We start from the raw sequence: 17,264 nt of genomic DNA on the forward strand, positions 1-17,264 counted from the left end.
GTCAAGTGCTGACCCCGCACCCCCTGGTGCCGAATCCGGCGACGCCGCACCGCAGTCCTTTCATTTGCATAGAAACATCATCAAATCCCACGTAACGATTCTATTAATATCATCCTGATACCGATAAATAATGCTTGCCACGTTAGCGCCGGCTTTTTCGGCCGCACAGCGGGCGTTATAGTCGCACCACTGGTCGTCCTTGCCACGCACCATGCTGATTCCTTTTGCTTCACAGTTTCTGTGCAGCCATTCGCTTCTTTTCTCAGAAGTCCTCTCTACAGAACCCCCCCTCTGCGGCGGAGTCAATGCCGGAAGTGGTAAAGAAGGGGCGCATGCGACCACCACTAAGAGACATACGGGCAACAATAGCCGACTCATTATTATTCCCTTTTAACATTCAATTTCCTGTAGATTGCTACAGGGTCACATTATAGAGGGAAGAGCTTAAGAAACCGCAGGTTGCTTAAACGATAATAGTCTTCCTCTTTATAGATACCACGCAGCTTGCTGCGAGAAGGTTAATTTATGGGTGCATCGGATTGTACTGGTGAAGCTCCGGCATCAGCTTTAATTTTTACAATATCGCCGGTGAAATCTACAACATTATAACCCGGCCAGATAGGCAGCCAATTTAATATTGGGATATAATTCAAAAGGCCGCTATTAACATCGACTGCAAGGTTAGTAATCGCGATGCCGCCTGCTTTTTCAACCTGCGAGTTGACACTGTTGGAGATGTCAATGGTATTGAACGGCACAAAGGACCAGAATATTCCCCAGCCGTAAGCCGTTTGACGGAATGTTCCTACGGTTTCGAGTCTTTCTGAGGGTATCACTTGCCCGCTATTGTCGCGTATTGCACGCGACAGGGAAATATCGTATCGGGCACCGTCAGCCTTCACCATGTTACGGGCACCGGTACATCCGGTCAACAGAATAAGTCCAATAACAGACGCCATCATAATTATTAGCGTTTTCATTATTTCTTATCCTTTCCTGTTTCTGCAACACCGCCTTTAATATTTATCCAGTTTTCTAAGACACCCACAAAGAAAGGAAGGCCAGAAACCCAAGCACCGACTTGCATTCCGGAAACATGCACATCCAACGCATCGTTCCCCTGCGTGGCTCTGAAAACCGCAGCAGAAGCCTTGTTTGGGCCTTCTATTCTAGTTGTCGTTTGCTGAGCAGATACGCCATAACCGTAGTCGGTCCATGTTTCCGTATGCGAATATAGCACTTCCACATCAACGTCATTGCGGTACGTTTCGATATGACTCGGGCCTGCCAGAAGCACGGGGTTGGGCACCGAGCTGACGGTTAGGTATGCGCTTGGGGCGCACCCGGTGACGCATACAATCGCAACGAAGGTAATCAGATTCTTCCATTTCCTGCCGTTTTGTTGACTCATCGATCCTCCCTTTGGGAATAAGGTTGTTGTCTTAGATGAGATGATGATAAGAACATCCTTTTCTGTAGGATTGTCCCGCTTTACTATGCCGAACTTGCCACGGTGCGAGAATAGCAAAATCCAGCGATTTATAGTAAAAAAATTCTACCCTACCATGCACCGAACTAAAGAGGTCATTGGGGTCACTTCTCGACTCGTGACAAATTAGCCTGAAATTTTTTTAAAATTTCAATATGAACTATGCAATTTCCGAATTGTGCAACTCCTACGGACTTCATGATGGAGTCTATTATTATTCATATTCATTGTCAAGCGGAGAAGAGGATACACCTCGATGCGATGTTAATCATTAAGGATCAAGTGCAGTTTGACTGTGATAAAAATGTGCTAAAATTTTCCGAAATGGACACAATTATCGTAATGGATATAATTTTTGGAATGCCGATAACGCGCCAATTTGTAAAGCAAAACGGGAAACCCGAACAACATCAACGGTCTGGTGTTTTCAGATTTTTTGACTTTCACGGCGATAACGCGGGTTCAAATCCCGCTGGGGACGCCAATCAAATTCAGGAGTTATCCCGCTGCTGCGGGGCAGTTCCTTTTCTTTTGACTGCGCCTTACTGCATATGGTTTCCCACGCCACAGAGAAAAACGCCCTCCATGAACAAAACCATAGATAATCTTTCATTTCACTCCGTTCTGTGATATTCTCATGATATTCGGTGCATGAGCAGTTACGACTTTCTGCATCTGTTGCCGATTTTTTAAGTTTCACACTGGACTCTGTACTATTTTAAACCCATACAGACACGAGCGATACATCCGTCCATGCGAGTGACGGGACGGATCCGCTATGATATCATGACATTTCGAACCTGACCCGGAGGGGTCCACCATAAAAAGGAGGAAACTATGAAACTGCGTACGGTAATCGGTTTGGCGGCGGTAAGTGCGGCACTCATCATGAACATATCCCTGGCACAGGCAGAGGGGCTGAAGCCTTTCGTCCTCGGCGCGGAACCCCAGAAGGCTGACCCGGCACAGGTGGTTGTTGATGCCAAGACGGCCTTGCTGGCACAGGGATTCGAAGTGGTCGGCACCTACTCCCCCTATCCCAATGCCACGGTGATCATTGTGACCAGCGACTCCTTGAAGGCCAACGCGTCAAAAAGCGATTTCGGCGGATACGGGGCTATCGAGCGCGTGGCAGTCACCCAAGTGAAGGACAAGGTCCAGGTGTCCTTTACCAATCCTCCTTATTGGGCGGCGGCCTATCGGATGAAGGGGAACCTGGAGGACGTGAAGGCAAAGCTGGAGGCGGCCCTGGGCAAGCAAAGGGAATTCGGTTCAGAGAAGGGGCTTACGGAAAAACAACTGCGGAAATACAACTACACCTTCGGCATGGAGAAGTTCGACAGCCTCGGCAAGCACGAACTGGCTGAGTATAAGACCTATCATGAGGCCAAGAGCGCGGTCGAAGCCGGCCTCGCTGCGGGCAAGGCGGGAGTGACCAGGGTGTACTGCGTTGACATACCGGGCAAGGAAGAGGCGGTCTACGGCGTCGCCATGTCCAAGGGAAAAGGCGCGGACAAATACATCATGGACTACATCGACTTCGGCGATGTCAAGTCGACGGCCCACCTTCCGTATGAGATACTGGTGTCGGGGAACAAGGTGTACCATCTCTTCGCCCGGTTCCGCATTGCCATCAGTTTCCCGGACCTCAGCATGATGGGCAACAACAGCTTCATGTCCATCATGAGCGCGCCGGGAGCGATCAAGGACGCGCTGACGGAAGTGGTGTCCAGGGACAAAGAGAAGAAATAGTCAGCTGGGTGCCGATGGCTCAACAGGATAACAAGTCCGGGTTTGGATACCAAGTGCAGTGAAACGACTCAATTGTTCCGGTGCGCTCAGGGATCTGTGCGGCAAGGGAGGAGAGGGGTCCTCATGACCAAAAAATGGAGCGTTCTTTTTTGCGATCCCTTTATGAAGCCCTGCCCGGTCTCGGAGTTTCTTGATTCATGCAGTTCCGAGCATCAGGTAAAGGTTCTGCACTTCCTCGAACTGCTGGAGGAGATGGGTCCCACACTGCCCCGGCCCTATGCGGACCTCCTGGAAGACGGCATCCACGAATTACGGGTCAGCCTCTCCGGCGACCCCATGCGATTGCTCTATTTTTTCTGTTTCGAGACCTATATCATTGTGTACCGCGCGCTCCGGAAAAATTCGAGCAAAGTCCCTGTTGCATACATTCAGGAAACGCGGCGATACCGCGAGATGTTCCTGGGCCGTGTGGGCCGCAACGATCTGGAGAAATACCGTCATGAAGACCTTCAGGAGATATCTCAGGGATAAGTGCGCCGACCCTGAGTTCCTCAAACGCTACCAGGACCAATGCACGATTTGCCCGAAGACGGTGCAGATCATTACTGCGATCGCAGAACAGGGGCTTTCGAATGAAGCGGCGGCACGGAAGGCGGGTGTTGATCCGGAACATCTGGCGCTGCTGGAATCCGCAGACCGATGCTCGTTCGATGAAGTCAAAAAGCTTTCTATCGCACTTGGCCTTTCATTACCCGATGGATGTAATAAAAAGGCGTCCTCGTAAACATTTTCAGTAACGACAGGGAGAAGAAATATATCTTGATACTACGGCAAGCAAGGCGCTCGCAGGTTGTGAGTAAACGTGATAAACGGGATGGTGCAATGATTTGGCTCTATGGGTCTGGCGGGAAAACCGTGGCATGAACAGTCCTCGTTTTTTTTTGACAAGGTGATAGTGATATGGTATAGTTCTGCTGCATTCTGAATTCAGTGATGTATCTATCAATAAGAAAGGGAGGAAAGAGTAATGAAGAAATATCTAGGCTGTTTGGTTCTGAGCATGACGCTTTTTCTCGGCGTTCAACCGGTATTTGCACAGGCGAATTTGGAATACCAGATCCTGACAAAGGAGATCCAGTCGCTCAAGCAGGATATTCAAGAGCTCAAGAAACTCGTTCAGGGTATTAAACAGGCGCCGGCTGGCGGGGGTGGCGGCGGTGAATTCAAAGAAGCAATGATCAACATCAAGGGCGCACCCATGAGGGGGGATAAGAACGCAAAGCTCGCATTGCTCGAATATACAGATTATCAATGACCATTCTGTGGAAGACACGTCCGTGAGACGGAGCCGCAGATATATAAGGAATATGTTGACACCGGAAAGCTGAAGCACGTGTTTATGGATTTCCCCCTGGATATGCATAAAAATGCAATGAAGGCTTCGGAGGCGGGCTTATGCGCCGGAGACCAGGGTAAGTTCTGGGAATTGAGCCACAAAATGTTTGACAACCCGACCAATAATCCGACCTATTTGGAGAAGGACAATATCGTGAAATTAGCCGAGGAGTTGGGGTTGGATATGGCCGCGTTCAAAGCGTGTTTTGATGGAGGGAAGTACGTTGATGATATCAAAAAGCGCATGGCTGAAGGTCAATCGAAGGCCGGGCTTACGGGTACACCGGCGTTTCTTCTTGGCTATATCCAGGCTGACGGCAAGGTAAAGGCGACAAAGAAAATAGTGGGAGCGGGACCGTTTACCAATTTTAAGACCGCGATCGATGAATTGCTTTCGAAGGGAAAATAAAAGAGGGAATGAGAGCGGGGCATGTCCCCGCTCTCAACCTTTTTCAGCATCAGGCACTTCCTCGTGAAATCGCTGCACGAAAACAACTTCCGTGGTGTAATCCTCCTTCTAGACATTTTCAACAACCGTTTTCAATCAGACACCCGTAAAATCTGATACACGCCTTGATATTTTCCGGACAACCATCTATAATGACCTGCAATCGAGCGCAACAGGTAACTGCCCGACGCGTGAGAGTTTGGTTCGTCAGGGGACCCCGTCGATGATGGTATTGGAGCTATTGAAAAACGTGCAGGCCGTTATAGCCGAGGCCTTCTCAACCTTCCGGAACAACAACGATCTGTCCGCAGCGTCGTCACTTGCCTTTTCTGCGACCCTCGCGCTTATCCCCGTGCTTTTATTACTCACCCTTCTTCTGGGCGCTGTGATCGGTTCGTCCAGCGAGGCCATGGCCAGGACGCAGGAACTGCTGCTCCAGTTAATTCCCGCCTACAGCCAGGATATTTTGCTCGAAGTGCAGTCTATCGCATCGCACCGGGGCGCGATCGGACTGCTGAATATGCTGGTGCTGCTCTGGAGAATGACATCGCTCGTGGGTGACATGCGAAAGTCACTGGGGATTGTGTTCCGGAAAAAACAGATCCGTACGTTTCTCGTGAAGAAACTGCTCGATATCACCATCGGCATTATCTTCCTGACGGGACTGACCGCGATCGCGGTGGCTGAAATTGTCCTTGCCGTGATCGAACAAAAGAGCCATCTGCATCTCCTGGGATATGTGGAGCGCGCGCTTCCCTTTCTGCTCATCACCACGGCGGTCTTTCTGCTGTATCGGGTGTTTTCGGATGGCCGCCGCATCATCCACCTCGTGGTCGGCGCCGTCGCGGCGTCTCTCTTCTGGTACGCCATGCGGCCGGTCTTTCACCTCTTTCTCCTGTACAATCCGGGATACGGGTTCGCGTTCGGTTCTTTCAAGTCGCTGTTCGTTGTGATCATCTGGACCTATTTCTCGTGTGTTGTGTTCCTTGCAGGCGCGGAGATCGCCGCGAACCTGGGCGGGATGCAACGGTCCTCATCAGGAAACTGATGAAGGGGGAGCAGGGGTCGGAAAGATACTCCGTTCTTCGTCGTGCGCACCGTCGAACGATTGAAGGATGAGACGCGGATACCATCTCCTTCATACCCGCAAAACAAAAAATTGTTTGCCGGTCACGGAATCCGTTGGTGAGGTGCTTTGATGGCATATGGGTTTGATTTTCAAGACTATGATTCGGCAAGACGATCATTCGCGATAGATGTATTTGAATATTTCAACTTCGGCTTTGACGCGATCGACAGGCACGCCTTTCCGATATGAGGGTTCGATACTGTTCTCACTCGCCGGTGATCCGGCCTGTCTTCACCAATAGTGTTCATTCCATGAAACCACCACGATTCTACTTTCTCCCGTCACGTAAAAATGGTACACTACGCCATGGCAACACGTTCCCTGGGTTTTGTTCCGAACAAGAACAAGCTTTATGTCTGGGCGTCAACACTGGCGCTTATCACGATCTTCTACAACCTTGCTGAGGGATTGATCTCGATCTACTTTGGCCTGGAAGACGAGAGTATGTCACTCTTCGGATTCGGGCTCGATTCTTTCGTGGAGGTGGTATCGGGTATCGGCATCTGGCACATGATCCGCAGGGTCAGGCAGAACGGCGGGGAACATCTTGACCGATTCGAGCAAAGGGCGCTCAGGATCACGGGCACGGCTTTCTACGTCCTCACCCTGGGACTGGTGATTACGGCCATCGGTGACCTCGTTCGCGGGCACAAGCCGGAGAGCGCGTTCTGGGGTATCGTCATCTCGCTTGTATCCATAGTCTCCATGTGGGCGCTCATCCGCGCCAAGGTGGCAGTCGGGACAAAACTGAGCTCGCAGGCCATTCTGGCCGATGCCGCCTGCACGAGGGCATGTTTGCAGCTTTCGGTGGTGTTGCTTGTTGCGAGCGCAGGATACAAACTCACGAATATCGGCGGGCTCGATTCGATCGGTGCGCTGGTAATCGGCGGCCTCTGCTTCCGGGAAGGGAAAGAGGCTTTCGAGAAGGCAAGGACCGGGAGCTTTGCGTGCACCTGCGGAGGGAGTTGCAAGAATGAAGGTAAGGGCAACGATTAAGGTATTTGTCCGTGGCACGTGGCCTATTCGCGCGAATGTTTGCATGAAGGGAAAATGCGAACATTCCTCGCGATCTGTCATTCCCGAGCGACTCTATCGGGAATATGGTTATTTATATAAACACCGGATCCCCGATACGACCATTCGGGGATGACGTACCGGTTGGTTGCGGCAGGAGGCCGCACTATGAAATTCAAGATCGATCTTCACGTCCATACAAAATACAGCGGCGACAACGATGCCGACCCTGAGGAAGCGATCCTTCGTGCCATTGAACTTGGCCTCCACGGCATCGCTTTTACGGAGCACTATTACTACGGAGCGTCGGAGTTCGTCGAGGTCCTGAAGGAAAAGTACAAGAGCAGCATCGTGATCTTTCGGGGAGTGGAGTTCTCAACAGCAGAGGGGCATTGCCTCATTTTCGGCGTCGATACGGACCCGCTGTCGATAAAATACTCGTCGGTTAACGAGGTCGTACGGGTTATTCATCAGGCAGGCGGCGTGGCGATCCCTTCTCACCCCTATCGTTCGGTAAACAGCATCGGCGATCTGGTGCGAAATATACCGGGCATCTGCGCGCTCGAAGGATACAACGGCTGCAATATGCACGCGTTTAACGTGAAGGCGATCAAGGCGGCTGCGGCGCTGAAACTTCCCTTTACCGGCGGCTCGGACGCTCATATTCCCTGGGAGGTCGGCTCGTGCTTTACCGAGTTTGATGATGTGGTGACCGGTGAGAATTTAGTCGAAGCGTTGAAGGCGGGGAAGTACCGGGGAGTTGATTCCCGAAAAATATCCAGATTGATGATTAACAATTTTTAGTCACCTGCAGGCATCCGTCGTATCCAATAGATTCCGCGATTTCTTGATCGCCAGCCTGAATCAGAAAAATCTCCGACACTGTCACGAATCCCAACACGGACAACCCGGCAATATTCAATCAGCCCCGATCAACGTCAACGAAGCCGGTTTATTCCACCCATGTTGGAAGCATTTGATCATTGAGTGACTTGACGGGCTTTGAGGGAAGAACCGTGCGGGAAACAAGCTAAACGATATGGTAATACGTCAGAAGTGTTTGGATGATCCACGCCATGGCAATGCACAGCGGAAGGGTAAGCACCCATGCCATCACTATCTTACCGGCAATCCCCCAGCGGACCGCCGAGAGCCGCTTGGTCGCGCCTACACCGAGGATCGCGGTTGAGACTACGTGGGTGGTGCTTACGGGAAGACCGAAAAAGCTTGCCGCCATGATGATGCCGGCCGATGAGGTCTCGGCGGCGAAGCCGTGAATGGGTTCAAGCTTCAGCATGTTATGGCCAAGGGTCTTGATGATCTTCCATCCGCCGAAGAGGGTGCCGAATCCCATGGCAACAGCGCAGGTGAAGACGACCCAGGTCGGCACCTCGAGTGTCTGGATCTTGCCCGAGGCCAGGAGCGCCATGGTGATGATGCCCATGGACTTCTGTGCGTCGTTGGAGCCGTGTCCGAAGGCCATAAAGGACGAGGAGACGATCTGGAGCCTGCCGAAATACCTGCCGATGACTCCGGGTGAGAGCTGACCGAAGAAATGCAGGATCATTTTCATGAACAGATATCCACAAACGATGCCGAACACGGGGGAGATGAGGAGCGACAGGAGGATCTTCATAATACCGCCGATATTCAGAAGCGTTGCGCCGCCATGAGACACGGCTGCTCCGATGAGCCCGCCGACGAGCGCGTGTGAAGAGCTGACCGGCAGGCCCATGAGGATCGTGATGAGGTTCCAGAGGATGGCGGAAAGCAGCGCCGAGATCAGGACCGCGTTCGTGATCGCTATGGGATCCACAATGCCCGAGCCGATGGTCTTGGCCACGGCGGTGGTGAGAAAGGCGCCGGCGATGTTCATGGTCGCCGCAAGGATCACCGCCGACATGGGTGAAAGGACCTTCGTTGATACCACGGTGGCGATGGCGTTCGCGCAGTCGTGCCAGCCGTTCGCTACATCGAAGAGCACGGCAAGGACGATGATGAGGATCAGCACATCAGGCATATTTGAGCACTATGGTTTCAAGAATATTGGCGATATCTTCCGCGCGGTCCGAGGCGTCTTCCAGAATCTGGTAGATGTCCTTCCATTTGATAATGAACACCGGGTCGTTATCACTGTTCACGAGTTTGCCGAGCGCGTCGCGATACTTGCGGTCGATCCGGTTTTCGAGCCGGTTGACCTCGATGCAGTGTTCCTGGACGCGGGAATATTGCTTCGCCCGGAGTTCCCGGAGGGCCTTGATCAGAACGTCCGCCGTCATCTGCAGGTCCTCGGCAATGGAGATCACCTCGGGTGTTGGTTTCTCGATCTTGTATACCACCATCCTGTCCACGGCCGCCCAGATCAGGTCGAGGACGTCGTCGATCCGGGATGCGAGCGCATGGATGTCCTCACGGTCGATGGGGGTGAGGAAGGTCTTGTTCAGGTCCTTCATGATGTCGTGGGTGAGCATGTCGCCTTCCTGCTCAAATTCGTACATCGCCTTTGCTTTTTTCTCGAAGGTGTCAAAATTGTTCAACATGTCGACAAGCACATTTGCCGCTTTCGAAAGGTTCTCGAGCGCCCGGTCGAATTGCACAAAGAAGTCTATTGTTTTAGGGAAGAGTGCCATAGGTTTTTCGTAACGCTCCTTTTGAGATAGGGTGAAAGGAAAAGCATGCAGTTGTTTGAGTGATGCAAAGCCGGTTTTGCGGAGCTAACTTATCATAATCGGGTATTTTTTGCAACTGATAACTCGCATTTTCGCGGGGGAGGGATATTCTGACAGTCTGCCGGCGGGTGCATCGCCGCCTTGAGATGCATATATATAATGTGCGAAAATAAAAAAAGGCGGTGAAATGCTCACCGCCTTGCAAAGAAACGATAACTGAAGAACCGGCTTAGAGGGCCTTTTCTTTAAAACATTTATCGCAGAACCACATCATGCCGCGGACCTTGCCGCTCGTGGACATCATTTTTGCCGCCTGCATGGGCTTGGCGCAACACTGGGGCACGTTTAGGTTCACAATTGCTTTTTTTGTAGCCGCTTTAGCGGTTTTACTCATTTCTGCCATGATACATTCACCTCCAGTTTAATAGTACGAAACCCGTGCATTTTAACTGTAAACAGGGAAATGTCAAGTAAATTTTACACTTTTTCAACGTACGATGCCGCCAAATCGCGGAATGCTCATGACAAACACCTTGACAAGAACAGAGCTTTGAATTATAAATAGACATGGAATAAAAGAGGTATGATTGTTTTCATGCCGATCCTCACAAATACTTCTTTGATTGTATTAACTTACTATGGAAGATCATAAACTAAGAGTGTTCTGCGCGGTCGCAGATACGAAAAGCTTTTCCAAGGCATCGGAGCTCATTCACCTTACCCAGCCCGCGGTGAGCCTTCAGGTGCAGGCCATGGAGGAACTCTACGAGACCCGTCTGTTCGATCGGTCCGGTAACTCCATTAACCTGACACCGGCCGGGGAAATCCTGTATAAACGGGCAAAAGAGATTCTCGCGCTCTATGCCGAGGCGCAGAAGAACATCAGTGAGATCACCGGATCGATCAAGGGATCCCTCTCCATCGGCGCCAGCTCGACCATCGGCAATTACCTCCTTCCCACGATCATTTCAGCATTCAAGAAAAAGGTCCCCCGGGTCAACATCTCGCTTCTGGTGAGCAACACCAAGACCATCACCGAGAAACTGAATGCCGGCGAGATCGATATTGCCCTGGTGGAAGGGGATGTGAGCAAACAACGCTTTGCCGTCGATATCCTGCTCTCGGACGAACTGGTGCTGATCGTGTCTCCGGCGCATCCCTGGGCCGAGCGCCGCAATATATCGGCCATGGACTTGATCAAGGAGCCTCTCATCATGCGTGAAGAGGGGTCGGGCACCCGCCAGATCATCCTGAAGCACCTTGAAGATCACGGTATCAAGCTGGCCGACCTCAAGATATCGCTTGTGCTCGGCAGCACCGAATCGATCAAGAGTGCCGTGGAGGAAGGCGTCGGTGTCTCGATCGTTTCGGCCTGGGCCGCACGCCAGGCGATCAAACACGGAATCCTGAGGGCCATGACCTTTAAGGACGTCAAGTTCCACCGGAACTTCAGCATCATCTCACCCAAACGCAATTATTGCACCCACACGGCCAAGGAATTTCTGGGTTTCCTGAAGGTCTACCCCATCAAAGCTCCGTTGCCCTGATCCGGAGTCTGCTCCAGTTTACCTGTTCCTGTTCGCCCCAGGCCGCGCAGTTGGAGAGCGCGATCCGCTGCAGTATCAGACCATTCCATCGCTGTATGGCGTACTTCCCCTTATTCACCCCGATTGTCACTGCGCCGTCAATATCCGTCCTGCAGATCCGGGCCCCGATCTTCTCATACCGTGCAACGACCTCATCGGAGGGATGACGATACGGGTTCCCCCTGCCAACGGTCACGACCGCTATTTCGGGACTCGTTTGTGATAGAAAGTCTTCGCTGCTCGAGCTTTTGCTTCCATGGTGCGGGACCTTGATAAGGTCGGTTTTTATTCCCCGCATATTTTTCAGGATGTCTTGTTCCGCTTCGATCCCAATATCACCGGTGAACAAGAGGGTCCCGTCCTCAGACTTGATCTGCACGACAAGCGAGCGATTGTTCTCCGCGGCATATGCCTGCCGGTCATGGGGGTCGAATCCCCTGCGCGGATGGAGCACGGAGACCATCGTTTTGCCGAGCATCGCCGGTGGATCGTCAGCGGACACAAGGCGAGGTCGTATCTTTCTGTCCTGCATCACTGCGCGGAGCTCACCGTATCCCGGCAGGCCCGCATCCAGTCCGCTTTCCCATACCGTAGTGACCTCGAATTTATTCAAGATCGCGATAAGCCCGTTCATATGGTCCGGATGGGGGTGAGACAGGACCACGAGGTCCAGCCTGCGGATACCCTTGTTCCAGAGCCAGGGGGCAAGGACGCGCCGCCCGATAGAAAAGCGGTTGTCACGGGTGCCGCCGCCATCGATCAGGATGGTCTGTCCGCCGGGGAGCTCGATGAGCGCGCAGTCTCCCTGGCCCACGTCGGGAAAGCTGACCAGCATGCGTTTTTCGGGTATGAAGGAAAGGACAAACAAAAGAAGCAAACATACGCCCGCGAAAGCCATGCCGATGACCGGCAGCCTTGAGACCCGTGATGATGATTCGAACGGCTTGAACTGGAAGAGCAGACGCGCCCGGGTGTGCATGAACAGCGAGATAAGAAAAACGGCATAAAGCATCAGCCATAAAAGTGAGGGCGCCGGGGGATGAAATTCAGCGAAGGGGAGACGGGGAAAAAATGAGACCGCGCTGATGAAGAGATCCGATACGAGCTGGTTCAGCCAACCCAGCGGCAGGTGGTGGGTGAAGAGAGAGACAATCCCTGAAAGCAGTCCGAGCGGAACGACCACCATGCCCGCGAAGGGAACAATGATGAGGTTCGAGACGATGCCGGCGAAGGAAATCTGGTTGAAGTAGAACGCGACAAGCGGTCCGGTCGCGAGACTTGTGGAAAGGGATATGATGATGAGGAGCAGGGCGCTGTTCCTGATCTTCCGGTAACGGGTCTCTGCCTTGAACTGCAGCTCATTCCAGAGCGAGACGACGTATCCGATGACCAGGACCGCGATGAACGAAAGCTGGAACGAGATGTCGAAGATCGCCTGCGGGCTTGCGATGAGAATGAAGAGCGCGGCAAGAGCGAGTGCGTGCATGAGCGCATTCTCGCGGTCAAGGATGATCGCGAAGAGTCCCGCGGAGATCATGATGAGCGATCGGACGGTCGCCATCTGCCCTCCCGCAAGCAGCGTATAGAAGACCACGAGCGGGAGGGTGAGCCATGCCGCGATAATTTTCGGGTCCGTGTACAGGGTCAAACGGTGATAGAACCGTTCCGGCATCATGAACAGCAGTCCCCTGATCAGGGCGAAGCAAAGGACCGCTACCATGCCAAGGTGAGAGCCGGAAATGGAGATAATATGCGTGACGCCGGCTGCCATGAACCGGTCTCGCAGCTCGTCGGTGAGCCGGCCTTCCTCCCCGAGAACCATGGCCTGAAGAATGGCCGAGCCGTCGCCCGTGGTGGACTCCAGAAAGGCCTGGCGTATCCGTTCCCGCCAGTCCTGGATTTTCCGAAAGATACCGGAGCCTCGGCTGAGGATATCGATCGCATCCGCGCTCTTTACGTTGACAATGTAATAGATGTTGCTCCGGGCAAGGTATGCAGGGTAGTCAAAACCTCCGGGATTATTGTATCCCCCCGGCTCATACAGTTTGCCGGTGACGCGTATGACATCTCCATATCCAACTGATGAGACTTCTTCGCGCACGCTGACACGGACCTTTCCCGAAACGCGTGTTCCGTCGATATCCTGAACATCCACGACGAAGCCGGTCCTGTCCGGGTCGCGATCAAGCGGTGATGTGATCTTACCGATGACCTCGCGGTTCTCTTTATCAGGCTTAATGTGGCGGGTGTAATGATCAGAGGGAAACCATGCCGCTGAGTACAGATATGCAGTCATACCGATAAAGCAGGGGAGCATGATAAGCACGGTACGGCGGAGGTTCAGTTTATCCAGCCAGATAAGGATGCCTGATATCAGGATGCCGACAATGAGCAGGCAGCCGATCGAATAGGGAAAGTAGAGGAACCCGTGCCCGAGCAGGAGGCCGGTGATGTATGCCAGAGTGAGGGGGATGATGGGTTTTTGCATAGGAAGTGCGAAGGTCAGCAGCCGATTGGATATTCATGACTCGCTGATTCTATAGATCGTTCGGACTGAGGCCCGTTTTCTTTGCAATACGAGCAAACATGCGGGGACCGACTTCTACACCCTCGTGAAAGGCAAATACGCAGTCAGGCCATCTCCGCAATCACTCGCAGCGCAAGCGCCTCAACCTTGGCGATGGCATCGTCACGTGTCGTTCCATACGCTAAGACGCCGGGGAGATCGGAAACTTCGGCAATCCAGCGCCCGTCTTCTTCCTTCTCAATATCTATCTTCATGGTATTCTCCTCTGACGATAAATTTATCTGAAAAGAGAGCTGATTGCAAGCGATTTTAATATCACCGCCGAGACGCGGAGACGCAGAGAAAATATAAAATGTTCTGGATTAAAACCAAGACTTAAAGGTCCTGATTTAACTCTGTGTCCGGAGCCTGCCCTCGAATGAATTAGTCGGGGGTGTGCTCTGCGAGAGACGCCCTTCTGGTTCGGCCTTCTTTACTATTCCTTGTTCCTTCTCTCTTGTTGCAAGGGAATGTCGACGGTTTTGATCAATCTTCTCTCGAAGAAAACCGGCGTTTCTTCTCCCGCTTCGTTATACAGCGCGGGTTTACCGGAAAAGACGGCGTCGACCGTGATGGGTATTGTTTTCTGGCCTGATAAAATCCGCCGCAGGACAGACCCCAGAACGGGGTAAAGGTCCGCATACGCGATCGTTGCAGGGACCTTGATCTCGGTGTCACCGTTCGGGTCAAGCGCCAGGGGAACATCATTACCCGTCATAAACTTAGTCCCTTCCACAAATAGCTCAAACGAGCAGGTTACGTTCTTCAATCCTGCTTCATTCGGGTTATGCGCGGAGAACAGGAAGATCACGATCACCCTGCCTTGCGAGGACTCGACCACTGCGAATCCCGTATAGGTGAAGGTTGGGTTCTCGAACCGGGTGGTCATCAGTTTTGTGTATGCGCATCCCGGCAGGGCAAGGATGAGCGCCAGGATGACCACGCGAATTATGCTGTGTGAGGTATGCACTTGACGGAACCCGGCACAATATTTTGTGAATTCTCTCAAACCAGATTCCCCCCGGCTTAAGTCATGCTGGGGCAAGCTTTTAAACCTTCGGGAATGACAATATCTTCGAATTGTTTTATCAGTCATCCCCGAGATCTCTTATCGGGGATATGGTTCTCTAAAATATGCGGTGAATGATGGTCTTTTAAAAGAGAGTTGATAAAAACGTTCGGTGCCGGATGCCTCCGGTTTACGTTCTTTATCCCAGCTTCTTTTCGATAAGCCCCGCAAGGTCCCCGGCAAGTGCCTTGATCTCGTTCTGGTCCTCGCCCTCGATCATCACGCGCACCTTGGGTTCGGTGCCGGAGTAGCGCACGAGCAGGCGGCCAGTGCCATCAAGCTTCTTCTCGATCTCGGACATCCGCTTCGCGATCTCGGGGATCGAATCGAGATCTCTCCGCTCCTTTACTTTCACGTTCACGAGTATCTGGGGATAGGTCTTCATGCAGGTCGCCAGTTCCGACAGCGGTTTATCGGTCTGCTTCATGATCGTGAGGATCTGGAGCGCGGAGATGATCCCGTCGCCCGTGGTATTGTGGTCCAGGAAGATGATGTGCCCCGACTGTTCTCCTCCGAGGTTAAAGCCCCCCTCGGCCATTTTTTCCATGACATACCGGTCGCCGACGGCGGCCCGCACGAGCTTGCCTCCCGCCTGCTGCATCGCCAGTTCCAATCCGAGATTGCTCATGACCGTGGCCACGAGCGTGTTGTGCTTGAGCCTGCCGTGTTTCATCATCTGGAGCGCGCAGATGGCCATGACCGCGTCGCCGTCCACCAGAACGCCGTTCTCATCGCACAGGATCACCCGGTCCGCGTCGCCGTCAAAGGCGATCCCGATCTGCGCCTTGTTCGCGACAACAGCGCGGCTGATGATCTCGGGGTGGAGCGAGCCGCAGCCTTCGTTTATATTCGTGCCGCTTGGCTGGTCGTAGAGCGAGATGACATCGGCGCCGAGTTCCATCAGGATGCGCGGCCCGATCTTGTATGCCGCGCCGTTGGCGGAGTCCACGACCACGCGCAGGCCTGAGAGGTCCATGCCGCGCGGGATGGACGATTTCACGAACTCGTTGTATCTGCCGATGGCGTCGTCGATCCGGAAGGCCTTGCCGATCTCGCTGGCTGTGGGACGGACGGAGTCTATGGCGCCGGAGAAGATCAGATCCTCCATCTTCTTCTCGACCTCGTCCGGGAGTTTGAACCCGTCCCTGCCGAAGAACTTAATGCCGTTGTCCTCATAGGGATTGTGCGACGCCGAGACCACGACGCCGGCGTCCGCCCTGAGGCTGCGCGTAAGGAACGCGATGCCCGGCGTCGGCACGGGGCCGACCAGCAGCACGTCCATGCCCATGGAGCACAGCCCGGCGGTAAGGCCGCTCTCGATCATGTAGCCCGAGAGCCTCGTATCCTTGCCGATCACGATGCGATGCCTGCGGGCCGAATCGCGGAACACGTGCGCCGCCGCCCTGCCGATGCGCATCGCCATCTCCGAGGTCATGGGGTCCTGGTTTGCCACGCCCCGCACGCCGTCAGTCCCGAAAAGCTTTCTCATCTGTTCACCCTCTCAATGATTATCTGTACCATGATGTTCTTTTCAAGGAGCTTTACCGGTTGGCCCTGGTAGTCGATCTTGGGCTCCACGGTCATGGTCTCTTTTGCATCGTTGATGTCGATCGGCATGGTCTGGAGCCGGCTCAATGCCGTCATCAGGCTCTCCGGCCCTTCGACCGTGATCTTCGACGGCGTGACGATGATCTTCACGATGCGGTGTCCGGCTGCGGGAGCTCCGTGCAGGATTGGTTTCAATCGAAATATCTTCCGGACCAGCGGCTCGAGCTTCACCGTGATCTCAGACAGCGACATATGCGTCACGGTTACTTCCGCCGGACGCTTGATATCGTCAGGAGAGATGTGCACGGTATTTTCACCGACCTTTGTCATGGACAGATCGATGACACCGACCATTTTTTCCGCGACCGTGGTGTCTCTGAGAATACGTTCCTGACCCTGAATGCGTACTTCCAGGGACCCCGCGACATTGCCGACCACTGCCATGTCCTGGGGAATATTCCGCAGTTCGAGCGGCACCGTGATCGTCATCTCGGTTTTACCCTTTGAGGTCACATAGAACCAGAGCGTGAGCGAGAGCCCGAGTGATACCAGCTTGATGCCCCAATTATCGAACAGAATGGTTTGGATATTCATGGTAC

General features: G+C 53.2%; 20 protein-coding genes. 9 read left to right on the forward strand and 11 right to left on the reverse strand.

Annotated elements, in window-relative coordinates; genetic code table 11:
* Positions 1-518: 518 nt before the first annotated feature.
* The 3 genes from M0R70_04755 to M0R70_04765 form a co-directional block, all read right to left on the reverse strand.
* Complete coding sequence (locus tag M0R70_04755; protein MCK9418674.1) at positions 519-980, reverse strand: hypothetical protein; 462 nt, start codon at positions 978-980, stop codon at positions 519-521.
* Positions 980-1,411 carry a hypothetical protein gene (locus M0R70_04760; protein ID MCK9418675.1) on the reverse strand — a complete coding sequence of 144 codons (432 nt, stop codon included), beginning with the start codon at positions 1,409-1,411 and terminating at the stop codon, positions 980-982. Before M0R70_04760 ends, M0R70_04755 begins: the two co-directional genes overlap by 1 nt.
* 505 nt (positions 1,412-1,916) lie before the next feature.
* The gene (locus M0R70_04765) at positions 1,917-2,189 is read right to left on the reverse strand and encodes a hypothetical protein (protein MCK9418676.1); all 273 of its coding nucleotides are present in this window, start codon (positions 2,187-2,189) and stop codon (positions 1,917-1,919) included.
* A 137-nt stretch (positions 2,190-2,326) separates the two neighbouring features.
* Between M0R70_04765 and M0R70_04770 the strand changes: the two genes are divergently transcribed.
* The 8 genes from M0R70_04770 to M0R70_04805 all read left to right on the forward strand — a co-directional run bounded on the left by M0R70_04770 (position 2,327) and on the right by M0R70_04805 (position 8,031).
* Complete coding sequence (locus M0R70_04770; protein MCK9418677.1) at positions 2,327-3,241, forward strand: hypothetical protein; 915 nt, start codon at positions 2,327-2,329, stop codon at positions 3,239-3,241.
* Positions 3,242-3,364: 123 nt separating this feature from the next.
* Positions 3,365-3,772 carry a type II toxin-antitoxin system RelE/ParE family toxin gene (locus M0R70_04775; protein MCK9418678.1) on the forward strand — a complete coding sequence of 136 codons (408 nt, stop codon included), beginning with the start codon at positions 3,365-3,367 and terminating at the stop codon, positions 3,770-3,772.
* Positions 3,741-4,025 carry a helix-turn-helix domain-containing protein gene (locus tag M0R70_04780; GenBank protein ID MCK9418679.1) on the forward strand — a complete coding sequence of 95 codons (285 nt, stop codon included), beginning with the start codon at positions 3,741-3,743 and terminating at the stop codon, positions 4,023-4,025. Before M0R70_04775 ends, M0R70_04780 begins: the two co-directional genes overlap by 32 nt.
* 243 nt (positions 4,026-4,268) lie before the next feature.
* On the forward strand, positions 4,269-4,556 hold the full coding sequence (locus M0R70_04785; protein ID MCK9418680.1) for a hypothetical protein: 288 nt from the start codon (positions 4,269-4,271) through the stop codon (positions 4,554-4,556).
* A gap of 69 nt (positions 4,557-4,625) precedes the next feature.
* Positions 4,626-5,045 (forward strand): DsbA family protein, encoded by a 420-nt coding sequence (locus tag M0R70_04790; GenBank protein ID MCK9418681.1) that lies wholly within the window; start codon positions 4,626-4,628, stop codon positions 5,043-5,045.
* A 262-nt stretch (positions 5,046-5,307) separates the two neighbouring features.
* A complete protein-coding gene (locus M0R70_04795; protein ID MCK9418682.1) occupies positions 5,308-6,132 on the forward strand; it encodes a YihY/virulence factor BrkB family protein in 825 nt (274 codons plus the stop codon).
* A gap of 387 nt (positions 6,133-6,519) precedes the next feature.
* Positions 6,520-7,209: a cation transporter gene (locus M0R70_04800; protein ID MCK9418683.1), complete on the forward strand. Its 690-nt coding sequence runs from the start codon at positions 6,520-6,522 to the stop codon at positions 7,207-7,209.
* 186 nt (positions 7,210-7,395) lie between these two features.
* Positions 7,396-8,031: a PHP domain-containing protein gene (locus M0R70_04805; protein ID MCK9418684.1), complete on the forward strand. Its 636-nt coding sequence runs from the start codon at positions 7,396-7,398 to the stop codon at positions 8,029-8,031.
* A gap of 226 nt (positions 8,032-8,257) precedes the next feature.
* Here the strand turns inward: M0R70_04805 and M0R70_04810 are convergent, their stop codons facing one another.
* From M0R70_04810 to M0R70_04820, 3 genes are all read right to left on the reverse strand, one after another.
* On the reverse strand, positions 8,258-9,247 hold the full coding sequence (locus M0R70_04810; protein ID MCK9418685.1) for an inorganic phosphate transporter: 990 nt from the start codon (positions 9,245-9,247) through the stop codon (positions 8,258-8,260).
* Positions 9,240-9,857, reverse strand: a complete 618-nt coding sequence (locus M0R70_04815; protein MCK9418686.1) for a DUF47 family protein — start codon at positions 9,855-9,857, stop codon at positions 9,240-9,242. The genes M0R70_04810 and M0R70_04815 overlap by 8 nt, the downstream gene beginning before the upstream one ends.
* 268 nt (positions 9,858-10,125) lie before the next feature.
* The gene (locus M0R70_04820; protein ID MCK9418687.1) at positions 10,126-10,299 is read right to left on the reverse strand and encodes a hypothetical protein; all 174 of its coding nucleotides are present in this window, start codon (positions 10,297-10,299) and stop codon (positions 10,126-10,128) included.
* Positions 10,300-10,534: 235 nt separating this feature from the next.
* On the opposite strand from M0R70_04820, the gene M0R70_04825 reads away from it, so the two are divergent.
* Entirely contained in the window at positions 10,535-11,443 is a 909-nt protein-coding gene (locus tag M0R70_04825; GenBank protein MCK9418688.1) for a selenium metabolism-associated LysR family transcriptional regulator, read from the forward strand.
* Here M0R70_04825 and M0R70_04830 read toward each other — a convergent pair.
* From M0R70_04830 to M0R70_04850, 5 genes are all read right to left on the reverse strand, one after another.
* Positions 11,424-13,970: a DNA internalization-related competence protein ComEC/Rec2 gene (locus M0R70_04830; protein ID MCK9418689.1), complete on the reverse strand. Its 2,547-nt coding sequence runs from the start codon at positions 13,968-13,970 to the stop codon at positions 11,424-11,426. The two genes, M0R70_04825 and M0R70_04830, sit on opposite strands and share 20 nt — an antisense overlap.
* A gap of 143 nt (positions 13,971-14,113) precedes the next feature.
* Complete coding sequence (locus M0R70_04835) at positions 14,114-14,263, reverse strand: hypothetical protein (protein ID MCK9418690.1); 150 nt, start codon at positions 14,261-14,263, stop codon at positions 14,114-14,116.
* 221 nt (positions 14,264-14,484) lie between these two features.
* The gene (locus tag M0R70_04840; protein ID MCK9418691.1) at positions 14,485-15,018 is read right to left on the reverse strand and encodes an LEA type 2 family protein; all 534 of its coding nucleotides are present in this window, start codon (positions 15,016-15,018) and stop codon (positions 14,485-14,487) included.
* A gap of 238 nt (positions 15,019-15,256) precedes the next feature.
* Complete coding sequence (glmM, locus tag M0R70_04845; GenBank protein MCK9418692.1) at positions 15,257-16,606, reverse strand: phosphoglucosamine mutase; 1,350 nt, start codon at positions 16,604-16,606, stop codon at positions 15,257-15,259.
* Positions 16,603-17,259: a CdaR family protein gene (locus M0R70_04850; GenBank protein ID MCK9418693.1), complete on the reverse strand. Its 657-nt coding sequence runs from the start codon at positions 17,257-17,259 to the stop codon at positions 16,603-16,605. The genes glmM and M0R70_04850 overlap by 4 nt, the downstream gene beginning before the upstream one ends.
* Between the last annotated feature and the right edge of the window lie 5 nt (positions 17,260-17,264).

Source organism: Nitrospirota bacterium, from assembly GCA_023229435.1.
GTDB lineage: Bacteria > Nitrospirota > UBA9217 > UBA9217 > UBA9217 > JALNZF01.